At 64.4% G+C, this 18,417-nt stretch carries 14 protein-coding genes; 5 read left to right on the top strand and 9 right to left on the bottom strand.

Annotated features, from left to right (window positions below; all coding sequences use genetic code 11):
- From AC1DVT_RS08530 to gndA, 4 genes are all read left to right on the top strand, one after another.
- The coding region (locus AC1DVT_RS08530) for a Gfo/Idh/MocA family protein (protein ID WP_477388152.1) at positions 1-856 on the top strand (856 nt) is incomplete at its 5' end.
- A 14-nt stretch (positions 857-870) separates the two neighbouring features.
- Positions 871-1,344 carry a gluconokinase gene (locus AC1DVT_RS08525; protein WP_477388154.1) on the top strand — a complete coding sequence of 158 codons (474 nt, stop codon included), beginning with the start codon at positions 871-873 and terminating at the stop codon, positions 1,342-1,344.
- On the top strand, positions 1,337-2,398 hold the full coding sequence (locus AC1DVT_RS08520) for a LacI family DNA-binding transcriptional regulator (protein WP_477388150.1): 1,062 nt from the start codon (positions 1,337-1,339) through the stop codon (positions 2,396-2,398). Before AC1DVT_RS08525 ends, AC1DVT_RS08520 begins: the two co-directional genes overlap by 8 nt.
- 142 nt (positions 2,399-2,540) lie before the next feature.
- Positions 2,541-4,145, top strand: coding sequence for an NADP-dependent phosphogluconate dehydrogenase (gene gndA, locus AC1DVT_RS08515; RefSeq protein ID WP_457101992.1), 1,605 nt, complete (start codon positions 2,541-2,543; stop codon positions 4,143-4,145).
- A 223-nt stretch (positions 4,146-4,368) separates the two neighbouring features.
- Here gndA and AC1DVT_RS08510 read toward each other — a convergent pair whose 3' ends face one another.
- The 4 genes from AC1DVT_RS08510 to AC1DVT_RS08495 all read right to left on the bottom strand — a co-directional run bounded on the left by AC1DVT_RS08510 (position 4,369) and on the right by AC1DVT_RS08495 (position 10,827).
- Positions 4,369-5,403, bottom strand: coding sequence for a LacI family DNA-binding transcriptional regulator (locus AC1DVT_RS08510; RefSeq protein ID WP_457101991.1), 1,035 nt, complete (start codon positions 5,401-5,403; stop codon positions 4,369-4,371).
- A gap of 341 nt (positions 5,404-5,744) precedes the next feature.
- Positions 5,745-7,184: an MFS transporter gene (locus AC1DVT_RS08505; protein WP_457101990.1), complete on the bottom strand. Its 1,440-nt coding sequence runs from the start codon at positions 7,182-7,184 to the stop codon at positions 5,745-5,747.
- Between the two features lie 31 nt (positions 7,185-7,215).
- Positions 7,216-8,541, bottom strand: a complete 1,326-nt coding sequence (locus tag AC1DVT_RS08500) for a family 1 glycosylhydrolase (RefSeq protein ID WP_477388147.1) — start codon at positions 8,539-8,541, stop codon at positions 7,216-7,218.
- A 66-nt stretch (positions 8,542-8,607) separates the two neighbouring features.
- The gene (locus tag AC1DVT_RS08495; protein ID WP_477388145.1) at positions 8,608-10,827 is read right to left on the bottom strand and encodes a glycoside hydrolase family 2 protein; all 2,220 of its coding nucleotides are present in this window, start codon (positions 10,825-10,827) and stop codon (positions 8,608-8,610) included.
- A 125-nt stretch (positions 10,828-10,952) separates the two neighbouring features.
- Here AC1DVT_RS08495 and AC1DVT_RS08490 point away from each other — a divergent pair, with 125 nt between their 5' ends.
- A complete protein-coding gene (locus AC1DVT_RS08490; protein WP_457101236.1) occupies positions 10,953-12,131 on the top strand; it encodes a helix-turn-helix domain-containing protein in 1,179 nt (392 codons plus the stop codon).
- 426 nt (positions 12,132-12,557) lie between these two features.
- Here AC1DVT_RS08490 and AC1DVT_RS08485 read toward each other — a convergent pair whose 3' ends face one another.
- The 5 genes from AC1DVT_RS08485 to AC1DVT_RS08465 all read right to left on the bottom strand — a co-directional run bounded on the left by AC1DVT_RS08485 (position 12,558) and on the right by AC1DVT_RS08465 (position 18,394).
- Positions 12,558-13,091, bottom strand: a complete 534-nt coding sequence (locus tag AC1DVT_RS08485; protein WP_457101235.1) for a transposase — start codon at positions 13,089-13,091, stop codon at positions 12,558-12,560.
- A 477-nt stretch (positions 13,092-13,568) separates the two neighbouring features.
- Entirely contained in the window at positions 13,569-14,003 is a 435-nt protein-coding gene (locus tag AC1DVT_RS08480) for a hypothetical protein (protein WP_457101234.1), read from the bottom strand.
- A 508-nt stretch (positions 14,004-14,511) separates the two neighbouring features.
- Positions 14,512-16,119: an alpha-L-rhamnosidase-related protein gene (locus AC1DVT_RS08475; RefSeq protein ID WP_477388142.1), complete on the bottom strand. Its 1,608-nt coding sequence runs from the start codon at positions 16,117-16,119 to the stop codon at positions 14,512-14,514.
- 515 nt (positions 16,120-16,634) lie between these two features.
- Entirely contained in the window at positions 16,635-17,465 is an 831-nt protein-coding gene (locus AC1DVT_RS08470) for a carbohydrate ABC transporter permease (protein WP_457101232.1), read from the bottom strand.
- Positions 17,462-18,394: a carbohydrate ABC transporter permease gene (locus tag AC1DVT_RS08465; RefSeq protein ID WP_477388140.1), complete on the bottom strand. Its 933-nt coding sequence runs from the start codon at positions 18,392-18,394 to the stop codon at positions 17,462-17,464. Before AC1DVT_RS08465 ends, AC1DVT_RS08470 begins: the two co-directional genes overlap by 4 nt.
- Positions 18,395-18,417: the final 23 nt, after the last annotated feature.

Raw genomic sequence — 18,417 nt, 5'->3', positions numbered from 1 at the left:
GTTCTCGCAGGAACATGGGATTGCATTCGCGACCACGGACCTCGACGCCCTCCTGCAGCGCGACGATGTCGATGTCGTTTATGTCGCCACACCGCCGGCGACTCATCTCGACCTGGCGGTCCGCGCTCTCGAAGCGGGCAAGCACGTGCTGGTCGAAAAACCCATGGCGATGTCGGCCGACGAGGTGGAGCGGCTGTTCGAGGTGGCGAGCGCACACGACCGCTTCGCCATGGAAGCGATGTGGATGAAGTTCAACCCACTGCATGTCGAAGTCCTCCGCCTCATCCGAGATGGCCTGATCGGGGAGCCCCGAGACGTCCGCGGCGCGTTCGGATTGCCCTTTCCGGCGGGAGGGAACCGGTGGAATGCGGAGCTGGGCGGCAGCACGGTGCTTGACCAGGGGATCTACCCCGTCACGCTCGCAGAGTGGGTGCTCGGACCGGTCATCGATGTCTCGGCAACCGGGTCGGTTCTGGACGGGGTCGACGTCTCAGCCCGCATCACTCTGAGGCACGAGGGCGGAGGGTCATCCCAGCTCGCCTGCTCCATCATCGAGTTCGTCGATCCGTCCGCCTCGATGAGCGGCACCGCGGGCTGGATCGAGATCCCCGCGATGTTCTGGGCGACGGACGTGGCGCGGCTGCACGCCGGATCCTCGGGGGCAATGTTTCGCGAACCGGACCGCCTCTCCCGTCCACGGGAAGGCAACGGGTATGTCCCCATGATCCGATCAGTAGCCGACGCGATCGCGAGAGGTGAGCGCCAGCATCCGTCCCATGACGCGGTGGCGACCCAGTCGGTCGCTCGCGTCCTCGACGACATTCGTGCGCAGGTATTCGCCGGAGCTTCGGCGTGACCGCGGTTGTTGTGATGGGCGTCTCGGCGGCGGGTAAGTCGTCGGTAGCGAGCGCTTTGTCGACGCGATTGCGGACACCTTGGATCGACGCAGACCAGCTACACCCCGCGGCGAATGTAGAGAAGATGGCCTCAGGTATCCCACTCGAGGACGAGGATCGGTGGCTGTGGCTCGATCGTGTCGGGGCGCGCCTCGCGGACAAGGTAGACGTCGTGGTGGCGTGCTCGGCGTTGCGGCGTACCTACCGTGATCGGTTGCGCAGCGCTCGCCCCGACGCGGTCTTCGTTCACCTCACCGCGCAGCKCGCCGTGTTGGCCGCCCGAGCGGCAGCGCGGGATGATCATTTCATGCCGCCCGGACTCCTGGACTCCCAGCTGTCCGCCCTGGAGCCCCTCGAGTCTGATGAGCGAGGCGTTGTCGTCGACGTGGAGTCGTCGTTGGCCGAGGTTGTGGACAGAGCAGCAGATTGGATCTCACGAAATGGTTGACGGCGCTCCGGCACACATCGATGGGAAAGTTCCCCCGGAGATCGCCGCGCGGGTGCGGCGGCGTGGAGGAGCGGCGACGATCTACGACATCGCTGAGCTCGCCGGCGTCAATCCGTCGACGGTCTCGCGCGCACTGTCAAAGCCAGGGCGGATCAGCGTCGCGACAGAGGCAAAGATCCGCGCGGCGGCAGACACACTCAACTTCCGGTTCAACCCGATGGCCAGGGGCCTGCCAACGGGACGCAGTCATACGCTGGCGCTCGTCGTTGCAGACATCACCAACCCGGTGGTGTTCGGCATCGTGCGTGGGGCGGAGCAAGCAGCCACCGCCGCCGGCTACACGCTGGTCATCGCCGAGTCCCAAGAATCGGGCKAGGCGGAGGCCACGGTGATCGAGCGACTCATGCCGAGTGTCGACGGGGTAGTCATGGCGACCACGAGGCTGTCCAGCGAGCGCATCGCCGAGGTTGCGGAGCGGAAACCAGTCGTGCTCATCAATCGTGCTGTCGAGGGCGTTCCGGGGGTGCTCCCCGATGTCGAGAGCGGTGTGGGACAGCTCCTGACGCATCTCACCGAACTGGGACACCGGTCCATCGCATACCTATCGGGCCCGGAGACTTCTTGGATCAGCGACAAGCGATTCGAGCTGATGCTCGAGGCCTCCGGCCGACTGGGATTCTCCCTCGTGGAGATCGGACCCAATTCGCCGACCATCGACGGCGGTCGGGCAGCGCTGCGCCGCGTCCTTGCTGCACGTCCCACCGCGGTCGTCGCTTTCAACGACCTCCTCGCGATCGGTCTCATGCAAGCCGCGGCCGCGAAGGGCATCACAGTTCCGGACCAGCTGAGCGTGGCCGGATTCGACGACATCTTCGGCAGCGAACTGATCACACCCCCACTCACCACCGTGCGGGCGCAGCTGGTGGAGGCCGGTGAGCGTGCCGTGGCCAATCTGCTCGCGCGGYTCGCCGGCGACGAGGCGGCCGACGCAATGCCGCCGTTGGCCACGACCCTCGTCGTGCGCGCATCGACTGGCATCGCGCCGGCCCAATAGGCGTCGACGTACGTCCAGGCCGGGTACGGAAGGCGAGCTGCACTGACATGCTCCCTTTCGGCTCGTGGCACAGACCACCGAATCGGAGCCTCCTACTTGAAGGGCGTATCCATGGGACACCTCTTGTCAACGAAGGAAGAACATGAACTCGAACGACAACCACGCGCAGACGAACGTCTCGACCGACCGCGATGACCAGCCCGGCTCCACCCGGGTGCACGAGGGTGCCCCTCCCCCGGAAGAGGTGAAGCGCCCGGCTCCGACTCCCACGGGCCCGGGTGCCGCCCGCGAGCCGGTTGCGAATATCGGCGTCGTGGGGCTGGCGGTGATGGGGTCGAATCTGGCCCGGAACCTCGCCAGTCGCGAGGGCAACACGGTGGCCATCTACAACCGCAGCTATCCGAAGACCGAGACGCTGCTCACTGAGCACCCCGAAGCGGAGTTCGTGCCGGCCGAGACGTACGAGGAGTTCGCGGCGTCGCTGCAGAAGCCGCGGACGGCGATCGTCATGGTAAAGGCCGGGGCCGGGACGGATGCCGTCATCGACGCGCTCGTGAACGTCTTCGAGCCGGGCGACATCATCGTCGACGGCGGCAATGCCCTCTTCACCGACACGATCCGCCGCGAGAAGGCGGTGCGGGAGACGGGCATCAATTTCGTCGGCGCGGGCATCTCCGGCGGGGAGGAGGGCGCGCTGCACGGCCCGTCGATCATGCCGGGCGGTTCGGACGAGTCCTGGCTGACGCTCGGTCCGATCCTGCGCTCGATCGCGGCGGTCGCCGAGGGCGAGCCGTGCGTGACCCACATCGGCCATGACGGCGCCGGGCATTTCGTGAAGATGGTGCACAACGGCATCGAGTACGCCGACATGGAGCTCATCGCCGAGGCCTACGACCTCATCCGCCGCGGCACCGGCAAGAGCCCGGCGGAGATCGCGGACGTGTTCGCGGAGTGGAACCGGGGTGAGCTCGAGTCGTATCTCATCGAGATCACCGCCGAGGTGCTGCGCCAGGTCGACGCCGAGACKGGCGCGCCGCTGGTCGACGTCATCCTCGACCAGGCCGGCGCCAAGGGGACCGGCGCGTGGACGGTGCAGACCGCACTCGACCTGGGCGTTCCGGTGTCGGGCATCGCCGAGGCGACCTTCGCCCGTTCGCTCTCCTCGCACCCCGAGCAGCGTGCCGTCTCGCGTGAGCTGCCCGGTCCCGACGCCTCGGGCGGGTCCGCCTCGGGCTTCGCGGAGGACGACGACGCGTTCATCGAGGACGTGCGTCTGGCCCTGTACGCGTCGAAGATCGTCGCGTACTCGCAGGGGTTCGACGAGATCCGCGCCGGCGCGGCGGAGTACGACTGGAACATCGACCTTGGCGCGGTGTCGAAGATCTGGCGCGGCGGTTGCATCATCCGCGCACAGTTCCTCAACCGCATCGCGGACGCCTACGCCGAGACGCCGGAGCTGCCGGTGCTGCTCACCGCGCCGTACTTCGTCGAAGCGCTCGGCCGCGCGCAGGACGCGTGGCGGCGGATTGTCGGCACAGCGGCGGGCACCGGCATCCCCGCTCCGGCGTTCTCGTCCTCGCTGTCGTACTACGACGGGCTGCGCGCCGACCGCCTGCCGGCGGCACTCGTGCAGGGGCAGCGGGACTTCTTCGGCGCCCACACCTACCAGCGCGTTGACAAGCCCGGCACCTTCCACACGCTGTGGTCGGGCGACCGCACCGAGATCGAAGCCGAAGACACCCACTAGACCTTGACAAGTCGCTGATCGGTGCGGTGGCGGCCCCGAGGCTACACGACAATCGATTGGCCAACCTGCCAAAGATCTTGCCCGAGTCTGGGCGGCCGCACTGCGACCGAGCGTGGCGGCCGCTGTGAGCCGGACCGCCAACGGCGCCCGTGGGTCGGTCTGATGTCGTTTAGCCGGCGCTACTACGCGGCTCTGAACGTCTCGCCCCACGACAGACCTCTAACTAACTGTCGGGCGGCGGTCCTGAGGATTCACGGACAACAAGTGTCGTCGCTAGCGCGACTCTCTCGGACTCGGTACCCGGAAAGGCGCCCGTGATCAACCGGTTCATGGCCACTGTCCCGATTTGGCGCAGCGGCGAGCGAACAGTTGTCAAGGCAGGGACCGAAAGTTCCGCGCTGAAGATGTCGTCGAAACCCACAACGCTCAGCCTTCCGGGAACATCGACGGTCGCGCTTCGGGAAGCGAGCAACAGGCCGTGCGCGACCAAGTCGTTGTACGCCACCACCGCGGTCACGCCGCTCGCGAGCACCCGGCGAAGGGAACCAGCGCCGCCCGCCACAGTTGCGGAATCGGCTTCGATCTCGACGATGGACATTCCCCTACTCTCCGCTTCACCGAGCAGCAGATCCCATCTGGCCGCGTCGATCCAAGCGTTGAGACCGCCGAGGTACGCCAACGACCGGTGCCCCAGCCCGTGCAGGTGCTCCACCGCTTCGATGAGACCGGTCCGCATGTCCGCAAATACCGATGGGATCCCGTCTGCTGCATGATTTGCGGCAACGACGGGCGTCTCTGCGGCAATAGCGCGCAACGAGTCGGCATCTAGACGCGACGCAACGACCAGGATTCCATCGACCGAGCGCTGCAGACGGGCGATCGTCGCTCTTTCTGCGTCCGGAGAGCCTTGGGTCTCCGCAAGAACGAGCGTGAGGCCGTTTCTGGCGGCCACCTGCTCGGCCCCCCGGATGAGGTCGAAGTGCACCGGATTGGTTATATCGGAGAGGATCACCGCGAAGGTGCCGGTCTTACCCGTTTGCAGCGCGCGAGCGAAGGGATTCGTCCGGTAGCCAAGTTCATTGGCCGCCGCACGAATCTTGGCTTCGGTCACCTGATTTACTCGGCCGGGGTTGTTGAGTGCCCTGGACACCGTCGACGGATTCAGTCCGAGGTGTTTTGCGACGTCATATATCGTGGGCTTACGGTTGCGGACCGATTCAACGCGCGTCGCTTCTGTGTCTGGGGAATCGTCGCTCATCAGGATCAGAGCCTATCGGCGGAGCCGCCGACGGATGGGGATACTGCTGGACCCGAGGACTTAGCGGCTGCGCGTGGGAAGTCGCCTATGTCGGGTGCGATCTCGTACGGTCTGAACGGTGCCGTGGGCTAGTCGCCCGCACTGCTCGTCGCGGTGGGTTGCAGTCGGCTGAGCGCAGATCGGGACCTGGGCGGCTTCAGCCCTGCACTCTCCGTCTCCGCCAAAACAACCCAGGTCAAAGGCATAATTCCTGATCCGGTCGTCTCCTGACTGATGCCTCTAGTTGAGGCGTTTTCGGCGTCCAGGGGGCCCCCTGGTGGACCCTTCGGGGACCTCTGCGTTTAGGCAAGCGTGTAGCGTTTTTCTTTGATGGGTGAAATGGTCAGCGTCGCCAACGCGACCAGCACGAGCGCCGCCACCCAGACGAACTGATACCCACCGGTCACCGCGACCACAACGGCAGCGAGCGCGGGGGCAAGCGCCTGCCCGAGGTTCATCGCGACCGTGGCCAGACCAAGGTCACGCGCTGCTCGGGCGGGGTCGGGCAGAAAATCGATGAACATTGCGTTGTCCACGGGGATGTAAATGCCGAACGCCGCGCCGGTGATGACGACCTGGATGAACAGCGCCGGCAGCGTCGGGGAGATGAGCGGAATCGCCAGAGACACCGCCATGAGGACCGATGCGACTACCACGAAGGGCTTGCGACGACCGATGCGGTCAGAGAGCCGTCCGGATACCGCGATAGCGATCAGCGTGGAGGGGATTCCACAAAGGCCCAGCAGCGGCACGGTGGCGGAGGCCTCCGCGGCGCTCAGCGCCGGCGATATGTAGCTTTGGAGCATGTAGAGACTGAGAACCGTCGTTGTGCTGTACCCGAAGAAGAACAGGGCTCGGGAGATCCAAAGCCAGCGGTAATTCGGCTCTTTCAACGCGCTGGCATATCCGCGGAGGAACGGCTTCCACGCGAACTTGTCCCGCTGGAGATCGACGGAACTCTCGTCCCGGTTGCGAGTCACGAACAGAACGGCCGCGATCACCACGACTAGAGCCAGGATCAGGTAGAAGTCCAACCCTATGAGACCGAACAAGGCACCGGCGCCGATGCCGCCGATCAGGCCACCGATGATTGAGCCCATGCTCGTCCAGGAGGTCACCCGCCCGCGGCGTTCATGCGGTACACGATCTGCAACCGTGGCCTGGAGCGGGTTGCTGGTGACGTTGAACGCGAGCTCCGTCAGGGTCCAGAGCACGACGAGGACCGCCACCGACGGAGCGTAGCGAACCGCGACGAGGAGAATCGCGCCGACCAGCGCCGAGTAGAGGATCCACGGGGCACGTCGCCCAGCCCTGGAGCGAGTCCGGTCGGACATGACACCGATGACGGGCTGAAGGAGCATGACGACGATAGCGCTGGTCGTGGTGACGAACGCCAGGCCGGCAGCGCGAGAGGCCTCAAAGTCATCGAGCAGGGCAAGCTGTCGGGTCTGGTCGGCGCTGGGCTGAATGTCACCGGCAGCGACCGCTCTTCCCAGCTCGGTGAGCGCCTGCAGGTCCACACCCGCGTCCGCACCGGTGAAGAACTGACCGAACTGAAGGATCTGGACCTGGTTCGGCATCAGAATGCCCTGCGAGGACGTCCAGATCGCTGCGATAGCGAGCGCGAGGAACAGGTACCAGCGGATGTAGCGAGAGAGCCGCTTCTTGGAGTCGTAGTGGACCGCGATTGCGGACGTCCAGCGCTGGTCCTCGCCTTCCTCCTTGACGACGGGATCGGTCATGCGAGGCTCCAATTCCGAAGTTTCGCAGCTTTCATTTCAAACCTCCTTGTTTGGCACCGAACGGCAACGCGCCGGGTGCTTCGTTATCCTGCGTGCGGGATTGAATTCCGAGTAAGGCCAGTCCGTTTCCGCGTGCCACCTCGCCGAGCCAGGCGAGGCTGGGCTTCGGTGTTCGGACGAACGTGTCGCGGTCGACAGCGATCAGGCCGAAGGTCGGAGCCCAGTGTCCCCATTCGAAGTTGTCGAGCAGGCTCCAGTGCAGATAGCCGCGGACATCGATGCCGTCGGCGATGGTTTCCGCCAGGCCGCGCAATGCTAGGTCGGTGTAGCGAACACGTTGCGCGTCATCAGCGGTCGCGATTCCGTTCTCAGTGACGATGACGGTCACACCCTCCGACACCTCCCACGCGTGGCGGACCGCCATCGCGAGCGAGTCTGGTCGGAACGCCGTTCCGACCAGCGTGTTGTCGGGGTGCGCCGGGTGCGGGACGAGTCCGTTGGCGTCGACCTGCTGACTCGAGTACGCCTGGACTCCGACGAAGTCGTCGCCCCGGGCACCCTCCCAATAGACGTCCTCCTTGCCGTAGCGGATCTGCCTCAGCTTCTCCTCCCCTCCCGGAACTGCCGTCAAGGCGCCCGCGGCGATGGTCCAGCCCACCTTCGCGTTCGTCTGTGCACGCACGATCTCGCGTGCGGCGTGGTGGATGTCCACGAAGGTGCGACCGATCTCGGGGTCGGCGTCCTGCAGAAACGCGCCGTGCTGCTTCTTCTCGAGCTTCGTCTCCTCGCCGTCCTCGCGCTCGGTGCCGCTCTCGACGGTGGGGCTCTGCCACTGACCGCCCTGGGTCGCGGTCATGCGGCGCATCGCCGTCATGATGGCCGCCTGCATGTTCGGTTCGTTCATCGTCGCGACCCACTCGACGCCGTCGAGGATGGTCGTGGCCTCGGTCACGAAGCTCAGGAAGCGTTCCTTGGCCCTGGGGGAGGTCCAGCAGCCGTCGTTCGCGAACCATCGCGGAGTCGTAAAGTGCTGCAGGGTCACGAAAGGCACGACTCCCCGTGAGAAGCAGTACTCGATCACCCGGCGGTAGTGGGCGAGCTCGGCGCGCGAGAAGCGCCCCTCCACAGGTTCGATGCGGGACCATTCGAGGCTGAAGCGGTAGGTCGTGAGCCCCGCATCGGCGAGAAGGTCGATGTCCTCGCGGAAACGGTGGTAGCTGTCGACCGCATCGCCCGAGAGTTCCATGCCGGGAAAGGTCAGCTCACGCTCCCACCAGTCACTGTTGACGTTGTTGCCTTCGATCTGGTGTCCGGCGGTGGCAGCTCCCCAGAGGAAGCCGGGGGGAAAATTCGTCATTGATAGTCCGTCTTTCATTTGGCGAGTCGGTGCGTTCTCAACGGAGACGCCACCAACTCAGCAAGCTCAAACTCGAGAGATCTGATTCAGAGCGGCGTTGAGCGCCGAGACCTGTTCCCTGGACACTGACCCCGGCGCCTGCTGCAGAACGGCCTGGAAGGTCATCCGGCTGAGCACATACTGGGCCACCTCCGTGGTCATCATGTTCTCGGCAACGTGACTTGCACCGCCCGCCATCCGAGACATGAGCTGCTCGATCAGCGCAGCGCCTCCAGGAGACTGCTTGATGTCTCCGAGCGTGTCCCGGACCGAGTAGAAACCGTCCGGGGCCGGAAGCTCGTCTTCCTCAAACCAGTTCGTCACTTCGGCGACTTCCATCGAGTACTGCTCGTTCGGCGTCGCGACGCGACGAATCCGGATCGAATCGGTGGTGTCCCCGGCACGTGCAACCAGCTCGTGGTCGCCCGAGAGCGGGACAGAAAAGCGGAAGACCCTCRTCCCCGACTGCTGACCGACGAGCTGACCATCGCACCACAGCGAGACTTCGTCGGAGTTCGAATAGACGGCCACCTGGGTCACCTCCTCTGCGCGATCCTCGTACCGACGTCCAGCGATGTGGACGAACGGTTGCGCGGACCAGGCAGCCTTGTAGAGGTAGAACGCATCCTTCTTCAGCGAGCGGTCGAAGCTGACCAGACCTTTCTGGTTCCGTCCTGGAAACTCGCCTTCGTTGCGGCCATCCACACCGAAGTCCGCGAGGTTCCAGACATGAGTAGCCCAGAGCCAAGGACGCTCCGCGATGATTGTGAGCATGTGCTCGTGATAGGCCGCTTGAAACTGCTCTGAGTAATCGCCTCGCACGGGGTTCGCCGTCTGAAAGCGCGGGTTCGCGTCTGCGCCGTATTCGGAGATACCGACGGCTACTCCGGGATGCTCGACGCGGAACTCGTCGAGCCACTTCTCGTTGTCACTGAAGTCTCCGACGTACCAGCCGTAATAGATGTTGTAGCTCATCACGTCGGTGACCGTCGCGAGAGGGTCGGAGGCATCCAGCACGAACACGTTCGCAATGGCCGTCAAACGAGTGGGGTCGAGGCGATGTGCGAGCTCGTTGAGCTCCTGGTGCGCGGTCAGAATCTCGGGCGTATTGCGGGTGATTGTGATCTCGTTCGACAGGCCCCAACACATGATGCTGGCGTGATGGCGGTTCTGAACGATGAGTTCGGTCAGCTGCCGTTCTGCGTCTGCTTTTCCAAGGGGCAGGAAGTCGGAAATCTGCGGGATCTCCGCCCACACCACAATGCCGGCCTCATCGCATCGGTCGTAGAAGCCCTGGTCGTGCTGGTAGTGCGCGAGTCGCACGGTGGTGGCGCCGAGTTCACGCAGAAGTTCGAGATCGGCGTCCATATGCTCGGCGGTGATCGCGTTGCCAACGCCATCCCAGTCCTGGTGTCGGGACACGCCACGAAGCGGATAGTCCTCGCCGTTCAGGACGAATCCCCGATCCGGGTCCACGGCGAACTCTCGGCATCCGAAACGCAAGGCGACGTCGTCGACGGCCTGTTCGTCGACGAGAAGGGTCGCCACGAGCGAGTAGAGGTAGGGATCACGCACTCCATGCCAGCGGCGAACGCTCGCGATCTCGACGGATGCCCTGGCCACGCCCTCGGTTACGGGAGCGACGACCTCCCCGACGCCATGGATGAAAAAGTGGACGGCGTCGCCGCCGGAGACCTGCGCGTTGAGCATCACGCGGGCGTTCGATCCGTCGAGATGCACAGTCGCCACCACCCCAGGACCACCCGAGTCGTCCAGTGCGAAATGTTCTCGCGGCACCTCGATGAGGTACACGTCGCGATAGATACCGCCATAGAAGGTGAAGTCGGCACGCTGCGGATAGCTCGTCTCGTTCGGGCCGTTGTCGACGAGAACGACGAGGGTGTTCTGCGGGGCCACCACCTCCGAAAGGTCGACGCGGAACGTGGAGTACCCACCCTCATGAGTGCCGACCAGTGTGCCGTTGAGGAACACGCGGGCGGACGAGTTCACTCCGCGGAACTCCAACCATCGTTCTTGGTCGTCATCAGCGGCAGAGAAGTGCTTGATGTACGAGGACACTCCGCGACGGTAGTCGTTGCCACCGTCAGTCCCGTCCTGAGCGTTCCAGGTGTGCGGAAGGGTCACCGCCTCCCCATTGATACCGCCCGCGGAAGAGGGATCGACTTCTTCCGGAACGAACGTCCAACCGTCGTTGAAAAGGGTGGAGTGCCGGAGCACGGAGGTCATAGTCCGTCCTTTCGTGCAGCGCTGCCCGCTGTGTTTCGTCGCCCTAGGGTACGAACCACAATCGGACCAAAATAGAATGAGATCGTGTTTCGTAGAAGAACGGAGACACCGTGGATGCAGGGTCAGTGGAATTCGCCGCCCGCCAGAGCACAGTCGAAGCCGTGCTGGGCTGTCGCGTGCACGTCACGCGCGACCCGATTCTGCTGTTCACACAACTTGAGGACACACTGCGCTTCGACGACACGCTTCAGCACTACCTGAGGGCGGAGCACCTCAGCGACCTCGCGCAACGCCTGCGTCGCGACACCGTCTACGAGCTTCGCGACCGGCTGGGCGCCACGCTCAGCGTCTTCTGGTGCGACGACTCTCTCGTCGTGATCGGCCCCTATACAGATGCACCGACGATCGAGTCCCAAGATCGCGAGACGTTGCGGTCGCTGGGCGCTTCGCCCTCGCTGATCACCCGATATCGCATCTGGCGGGCAGGTCTGCCAATCGTCGACTCCGAGTTTGTGATGCGGAGCGCAGCCGTTCTCGCGGGCTCGGTCTCGGGTCAGCTCGGCTTCGAACGAGTCGCCCTCGAGGGCCCCACCACCCTTCCTGCCCCGTCGTCGCGTGGCACGGCGGGATCGTATAGCGCCATTGCAGACCGGTACGCGAGCGAACAGGCCCTCATGCGCGCCGTTTCGCGGGGCGACGAGGCGAAAGCTCTAGCCGCACTGCGGCGTCTTAGCACCGTTCCCGCTTCCTTTAATTACCTTTCGATCCCCTATCTCGCTCCCACAATCCTGAGAATCATGTGCCGCATCGCTGCGCAGCGCGGCGGCCTTGCTCCAACGACCATCGAGGCGGTGTCCCAGAGCTTCGCCCAGCGGCTGCATCGCGTGGGACTCACGCCGGGACGGTCAGACAAGTACGCCGAAGTCGACCGAATGGTCCGTGAGTTCTGCACCCTCGTCCGACAACAGCGGGCCCTGCCCTATACCCCTCTGGTGAGGAAAGCTGTCTCGAGGCTGACATCGGACTTAGTTGGTCCGCCGACACAACCGGAACTTGCCGCTAACCTCAAGATCTCGTCTGAGCATCTGGGCCGCAGATTCAAGTCCGAGACAGGTCTCACGATCTCGCAGTTCCTTGCCCGCGAACGCATCTCAGCCGCCACAACCCTGCTCACCGAAACCGATGACCGCATAAGCGACATCGCGGCAGCAACAGGGTATCTCGATGCGAACTACTTCGTGAAAGTCTTTCGATCCGTCACGGGGATGACGCCAACGGAGTACAGGCGCACGACCCCGCCGTAGCGTCAACGAGGCGGCCCGACCACCGAATCGGACGCGTCGTGACCGTGCAACGGACACATCGACGGAACGGAGAGTGAATCAGTTCGCTTTCTCGACCAAAGTGCGCACCAGCCAATTCCAAGGAGCCGGTCGCGGCACATCACGTGGTTCGCGGCTATGCCGCTCACCACTCACTACTGCAAGCGGTGCCATCCTCCATCGGTCGACMCTCTTTTGGCGGATTGCGGTGTTCGATGTCGGGTTCGTCCAGAGGTCCCCCAAGGGTCCCCGAGTATCCCGAGGATGTCGATTCCGGATGATTTTAGAGTGCATAGAGTGCGTGATGTGCGACTCCGCTCGACGCACGAATCCGCTGGTGAGGGGGAAGATCCGCGTGATTCCGCGGCGGAGCGCGCGTCGAGCCGACTCGGCCGCGATGCGCCGATTTCACCCTGCTAAGGGGAGTCGTTCGCGCGGTGATTGGCTGTCGTTCTTGGGCAGGTTGATGCCGACGATCCCGGCGCGCAGTGGTGTGGACGGGCGTCGTCGGAAGCGTTCGGGGTGGGTGTCGTAGTAAGCCTGCTGGGTCTGCTCGCGCCGCGCCCAGGCCTGCTGCCAGGTGCCGTCGTGGACCTCGTTGGGTGAGAACAACGCGATGCCGGAGTGCTTGTGCTCGGCGTTGTACCAGGGCACGTACCAGGCCATGAATGCTCGCGCCTGCTCGAGGTCGGCGAACGTGCCGGGGTAGTTCGGCCGACACTTCATGGTGCGGAACTCCGACTCGGAGAACGGGTTGTCGTTCGACACCCGCGGTCGGTTGTGGGTCTGTGTGACGCCGAGGTCGGCGAGGTAGTCCTTCAGCACGGTGGACCGCATCGCCGGCCCGGAGTCGGCGTGCACGACACCGGGGATCCCCTTCGCGGGCGATCGCAGCGTGGAAAATCTCGACGGCGAGGTCGTCGACTTCCCGGTCTTCGGCACGGTATCCGACGAGTTTGCGGGAGTAGATGTCGATGATCGAGTACGCCTTGAACGCGACACCCCGCCACGGGGACCGCAGGTCGGTGATGTCCCACGACCAGACCTGTCCGGGTCCGGTCGCCTCCAGCACCGGCGCCTCCCGCGGTGGGCGGTTGCTGCCGCGCCGGGTCGGCGCGACAGGGCGGGGCGTCTGATCCTCGATGTCCGCGGCGACACGCCACCCGGACCGGCGGGAGCCGAGCATCACCCCCGCGTCCCACGCGTCGGCGAACGCGTGATCGACGGACACGCCCTCCACCCAGCCGGCGGTGATCAGTTCTGCGATCGCGTCCCGATCGGCCTGGTCGATCCGAGACGGATACGCGCGCTCCTTCACCGGGTTGTGGATCCTGGGCCGCGGATTCCGTCGGTAGTGCCACGTCGACCGTGACAACCCCACGAGCTGCAGCGCCTGCCGTTGCGACCCGGTCGCGGGAGTCAACTCTCCGACGATGGTGTCCTCGGTGTCGAGGAACCAGACCGACCGGTCTTCGGCTGGGGCGCGTCGGGCTCTTGCTCGCTCACCTTGTGCAAGAGCCCGATAGCTTTTCCCAGCGCAACGTTGGTCTCCTCGAGCTCTCGGATCCGCGCCTGCAGCCGCTCGGTCTCCGCTTGATGCGCGGCACGCTCCGCGGCGCGCTGCTTCTCCAGCTCGGTCCGCTGTTTCGGGGGCAAGGTCATCCCCCTAGCCTGCCTCGGCACCAGGCCCCGGTCGAGGTTGCCACCGAACACCCCCTTTCGCCACCTGATCAAATGCGCGTAGGTGAGCCCGCGCTCCCGCAACCAGATCGCCTTCTGACCATGCGGCTGCAACTGATACTCATGCACGAACTCGCGGATCTCCGCCGTCGTGAACCCCGGAGTGATCGACACCCAGAGCCTCCCTCGCTGATCGTGAACTGACTCACAACCAGCCTGGCGAAGAGGGATTTGGGTAAGAATCTTTACGCACTCGACGCGGACCAAGCACCATCGGCGACAGTGCAGGGCCGCCATTCTGCGGATCCTCTTGGTGAGGACCGAGGGAATCTGTCCATCCGTCGCTGCGCTGCCGACCGCGCTGATGGGCGGGTTTCTACGTCCAGGCGAAGGCAGCCGCCAGACGGACCCGGATGTCGATGTCGATGTCGATCTCGGCTCACGGGCTTGAAGTACACCACCCCGCACAGGTGGTGTCCCTCATACAACTTGAACGGTTCCCGACGCACCGACATCGGGCGCTTCATTGGGCGGGACATTCGAGTTGACGGCGATGATACTCAAATGGCCCACGGAGTGCCGTCGCCGACACCCCAGCCATTTCGCGACTTGGTGCACCGGAATGCCTGCGCGCAGCCAGCTCGAGGCCGCGTAATAGTGGCACTGGCCCCGGCCGCAACCTTCACTGGATGGCGCCGAACGCCGCGGCTGAAGGCGGGCTCGAGAGCGCGTGGGGTGTCTTTGCGCGATCCGCAGGACTGTGACGCCACGTGATGTGCGCCGGCCCCTCGACTCGGTGCCCGTCCGCGTGCACGAGCGTGGTGCCGCCCGGGAATTCGACCGACACCCGAGCCGCCTCCGCCACGACTACGATGTCGCCCGCGGGGGCAGGGATGACGAGCGAAGCCCACTCGAGATCTCCGAGGTGCGTATCGACGCTGAACTCCGCCCAGCCATCCGCGAGCGGGGCCACTCCCAACACCGCCTCGGGAATGATGGCTGCGGGCCCCGCTGACCAGGCATGGCACAAACTCCGCCCGAATGGTCGCCCATACATGCTGTGTGGATCGCCGTCGGTGGTCACCTCCTCCCAAAAGGTTCCGGGCCCGCGATCGAGCATGCCTCCCCAGACGCGTCGAATCTCGTCGAGGACCTCATCGTGTGAACCGGCATGGATCAGGGCCCGCAGGCGAAGTGCGTTCATGAAGGGTGTACCGGCGTCGTGTCTCCGCGCTGCGTCGTGAACGCCCGACGGAGGGGAAGGATGCAGCCCGGCAAGGATGGCCAGGAAGTTCGCGTATGGTGCAGCCGACGGCGCGGCAGAGTCAAGGTAATCGGACCAGCGACCGGGTGCACTCGTCCAGCCTCGAGTGCGCAGTGTCGTCTCAAGACGATCGGCGAGATCAGACCACCTGTCGGCTCCATCGTGTGCAACTCGCCGAAGCACCCGCTCGGCACTGCGAAGCGCCCAGAACCAGAGCATCTGCAGGGCAACGGAGTCGCGTCCTTGCTCGAGCGTCACGCCCCAGTCGATGAAGACCGAGCCGGGTCCCGCGTCCGCGAAGCCGCCTGGGTGCTTGACCGGCCGGAATACGCCCTGGTCGTCGGCGTACTGCGCGAGGTCGGTGACAAAGGAGTGGACCAGATCTGCGGAGCGCTCGACGAACTGCTTGTCGTCGAAGTAGCGCACGTACAAGTCGGCGTTCACCACCCACCACAGCGAGTAATCCGCGATGCCGTTGACGTATCCGTGACCGGGCTGCCCCAGAGCGACCAGGCCATCCGCGACCAGTCCGCCTTCGCCTAGTGCGAAGGCGTTCGCAAGAGTGCTCATCGCCTGGTCTCCGGCCCAGGGCATCCGATCACGTTTGATGCCGTCCACGAGCAGTCCCTGCGAGCACGTGCGCAGTGTGTACTGCGCCGCGGCCCAGATCCGGGTCAGCTGCTCGTCAGAGCAGGCGAACGCTCCGGGTCTGGCCACATCAAGCACCGACGCTTCGATGTCAATCTCGGACRGGGCAACCGGCGCGTCCACGATCAGGTAGCGGAACCCCAACCGGTGCCGCGTCGTCCAGCGGCCGTCCGGCAGTTGGACCACGTCGTGGCGCGTTTCGTGCGTCGAAGGATCCGAGAGCGCCTCGTCGACACTTTCCCCCGTCGCGATGATCGGAGGGGGACCCTCGGGAAGGATCGGCCGCCCGAGAACTGGCGCGCCGACGTCGAAGACGCCATCGCCGTTGTGCCGAGCGGTAAGGAGAACGGTGGAAGCAGGCTCGAGGTGTGGAGGCACGTCACCTCCGGCCCGAAGCCCCACGGCCGCCCAGGGCCCACCCTCCAGACTCGCCGTCCATGGATCTACAGGTATCGGGGAGTCAACCGCGATCGCAGGGACGACTACCGGGCTGCCCACTACCTCGATCCGAAGCTCCCCTTGGCCGGCCGGGCACTCGAACGTCAAGTACCCGTCCTGTGCCGCGGCGAGCTCTGCCGATCGCCCGTTCACGGTGACACTGGCGTCGCCCGAGACGCGCAAGCGAACGGAGCCGGGTCCCGCGAACGCGGCACGGAATGTCGCCGCGACCGCTATGCGCCCATAGTTCCGGGTGTAATGGACGTGCCGATTCGCGGCGAACCCGTCGTCGATGAGTCGTGCCAGGAGCGCAAGTTCGTATTGCCCTTCCCCATACATCCATTGGACTCCGGTCGGCGACCGCTGGATCTCCGACTCGTCGAACGGCTGCGGCGAACGATCTACAACGTGAGCGCGAATGACCTCCGCCGTCCGCGGCAGGGCACCCTCGTGACTCACCCTTTCACTGCGCCGGAGGTCATGCCCGCGACGATCTGACGCTGGAAGAAGATGTACATGACCAGCGGCGGAATGGTGATGAGCAGAACATTCGTGAACAAAAGGTTCCAGGAGCTGATCGCCTGAGACGTGTAGTTGTACGTCGTCAACTGCACTGTTGCGTTCTCGTCCCCTGGCAGGAAGTACAACGCGTAGGTGAAGTCGTTGAAGACGAACACGGCCTGCACAACGACGACCGTCACGATGACCGATTTCAACAGAGGGAAGATCACGCGGAAGAACAGCTTCACAGGGCCGGCGCCATCGATGATCGCAGCCTCGTCCAACTCCTTGGGGATACCGGCGACGAAGGCGCGGAAAAGCAGTATGCAGAACGACAGGCCGAACGCGACATGTACCGCGATGAGTCCGACCATTGTTTTGAAGAGGCCCAACCCTTGGAGTACCCAGATGGTGGGAACGACAGCGGGCGGGATGATGAGTCCTGCGAGCACGAAGAAGTTGATCAGCGGATTCCATCGTGAGCGACGACGCTGCAGAACGTAGCCGACCATCGCGCCGAGGATGACCATGATGGCCACGGAGACGACAGTGAGCACAGTGCTGTTGATGAAGGCGCGCACGATCAAGTAGTCGCGTGTCGTGAGGACAGTTACGAGGTTGTCGAAGAAGACCCATTCAGTCGGCCAGCTGAACTCCAGGGCCGACGCTTCCTTCTGCGTCTTGCCCGCCGTGAACACCATGAACACGAACGGCACTACGAAGACCGCAATCGCGACCACGATGGCGATGATGCCGGCGGTCCAGCGCCAGGTCCTGTTTCTCACGCGTTCGCCTCCCCACGGTTGAGCCACCGAGACAGCGGGAAGATGATCGCGGCTACGACGATGAATAGGACCACGTTCCCCGCGGTGGACAGGCCGAAGAATCCGGCCTGGTATTGCTTGTAGACGACTGAGGCAAGGACATCGCTGGTGAAGCCGGGCCCGCCCTTCGTCATCGCCCAGATGAGGTCGAATGACCTCAAACCACCGATGAGCGACAAGAGGACGACCGTAGCTGTCGCGGGCTGGAGGAGCGGAAGGGTGATGTGGCGGAAGCGCTGCCAGAAGCTCGCGCCATCCATCTCTGCTGCTTCGAAGTACTCCTGCGGGATCGCCACCATGCCGGCGATGAAGATGAGGGTCGCGAGCCCTACGCCTTTCCAGATGTCGACAAGAGCGACCGATATGAGGGCCAGAGATGGATCGGTCAACCAGCCTGGGCCGGTGATTCCAATGAGGGCAAGAGTCTCGTTGATGGGGCCGTCAAACGGATCCAGGAGGACCTTGAACATGATTCCGACGCCAATGGTGCTGGCGAGCACCGGGAAGAAGATCGTGGCCCGAAGGAAACCGCGCCCGATGATCTGGGTACTGAGGAACACGCCCAGCGCAAGCCCCAGCACAACTTTTGCCGCCGACGTGAGGAAGGCATAGATGAAGGTGTTGATGAACCCCTGGACGAGCTGCGGTTCCTTGAAGAACTGCACAAAGTTGTCGAAACCGATGAACTCGACGTCGAACAGCGTCCAACGTGTGAGGGAGAACCACAGCGATGCCACCGTGGGGACCAGGAAAAGAAGAACGTAGAAGACGCCTGCGGGAAGGAAGAACCAGGTCGGGTAGGGACTCTTCATCCTGCGCCGATGTGGGGGCTTCGGGGCGGACGTATTTGTCCCTCGGGTCTCTTTGCGCCCGGCTGTGGTGGTGCTCATTGTGTCTCCAGACAGTCGGGGGC

The sequence above is a fragment of the Microbacterium sp. P2_F9 genome (assembly GCF_056403635.1).
The sequence above is the reverse complement of the archived record's forward strand: the minus strand, read 5'-3'. Positions and strand labels throughout refer to the sequence as shown.